The sequence below is a fragment of the Gordonibacter pamelaeae 7-10-1-b genome (assembly GCF_000210055.1).
In the GTDB taxonomy this organism is placed as follows: Bacteria; Actinomycetota; Coriobacteriia; order Coriobacteriales; family Eggerthellaceae; genus Gordonibacter; species Gordonibacter pamelaeae.
Genome location: NC_021021.1, coordinates 3,154,050 through 3,155,133 on the forward strand (window position 1 = coordinate 3,154,050; position 1,084 = coordinate 3,155,133).

General features: G+C 66.8%; 1 protein-coding gene and 1 pseudogene. Both read left to right on the forward strand.

Going from position 1 to position 1,084, the window contains the following annotated elements; translation table 11 throughout:
• Window positions 1–337: 337 nt before the first annotated feature.
• Window positions 338–568 (forward strand): annotated as a pseudogene (locus GPA_RS20440) (FAD-dependent oxidoreductase); the annotation flags it as partial.
• 103 nt (window positions 569–671) lie between these two features.
• Window positions 672–1,084: phytoene desaturase family protein (locus GPA_RS20445; protein ID WP_414735674.1), on the forward strand; the 413-nt coding region annotated here is incomplete at its 3' end.

The window sequence follows — 1,084 nt, forward strand, 5'->3', positions numbered from 1 at the left end:
CAGAATCGGGGCTTTTTCGTCCTGAGGCGGCGGTCTGACCGGGCTCCAAACGTCCTTGCTGTTCGCCGCTCGCCGTTTCCCCTGGTCGGTATCTTCTTCGGACCGGTACCCCGGAGGCTGTTCCGCATGCAGCGACGAACAGCTTGCTATTTCTGCCAGAAACCACAGGCTCCGCCGCCCGGTCGGCCGAATCGGGGGCTGGCGCAATGGCCGGTCCGTCAACGGGTGCCTGACGCAGGCGAAACGGCTTGCCCTACGATGGCGCGCCCGGCAGCACGTGCGCGCGGCAACCCATACCATAACCGGATAGCATATCGGTTTGCGGCTAAGGAGTTGCATGAAACGGGTAATCGTGGTGGGGGCGGGCGCCGCCGGGCTGGCGGCGGCCGTCCGGTTGCGGCATGCCGGGTACGACGTGGCGCTGTACGAGAAGGAGCCGCAGGTGGGCGGCAAGATGAGCCGCATCACCGGCGCCGGGTTCACCTTCGACGTGGGGCCCACCATCGTGATGATGCCTGCGCTGTACCGCGAGGTGTTCGAGCTGGCCGGGCGCGACCCCGACGACTACATCCCCCTGCGGAAGGTCGAGCCGCTCATGGAGATATCCTTCGGCCCGGGCGAGCGCGCGCCTGTCGAACGACCTGTCCGACCTGACGGCCACGCTCGAGGGCGTGAGCGAGGCGGATGCGCAGGGCTACTTCGAGTACCTGGCGCTGCTGTACAAGCGCTTCCGCATCGCCAAGGACAACTTCCTGCAGCGCCCGTTCCGCAAGCCGACCGACTTCTACAACCCGAAGAGCCTGATCGCCGGCTTCCGTCTGCACACGCTGGGAGACGCGTACTCGTCGGTGTCGCGCTACGTGTCCGATGACCGGCTGCGCAAGGCGCTGGCGTTCCAGACGCTCTACATCGGCATCTCGCCGTACGAGGGGCCGTCGCTCTACATGATCATCCCGCTGATCGAGCTCCTTTACGGCGTGTGGTTCATGCCGGGCGGCATGTACGCCATGGCCGAGGGCATGGCGCGCCTGTTCGAGGAGCTGGGCGGCGAGCTGCACACGTCGGCGCCCGTGGAGCGCATCGC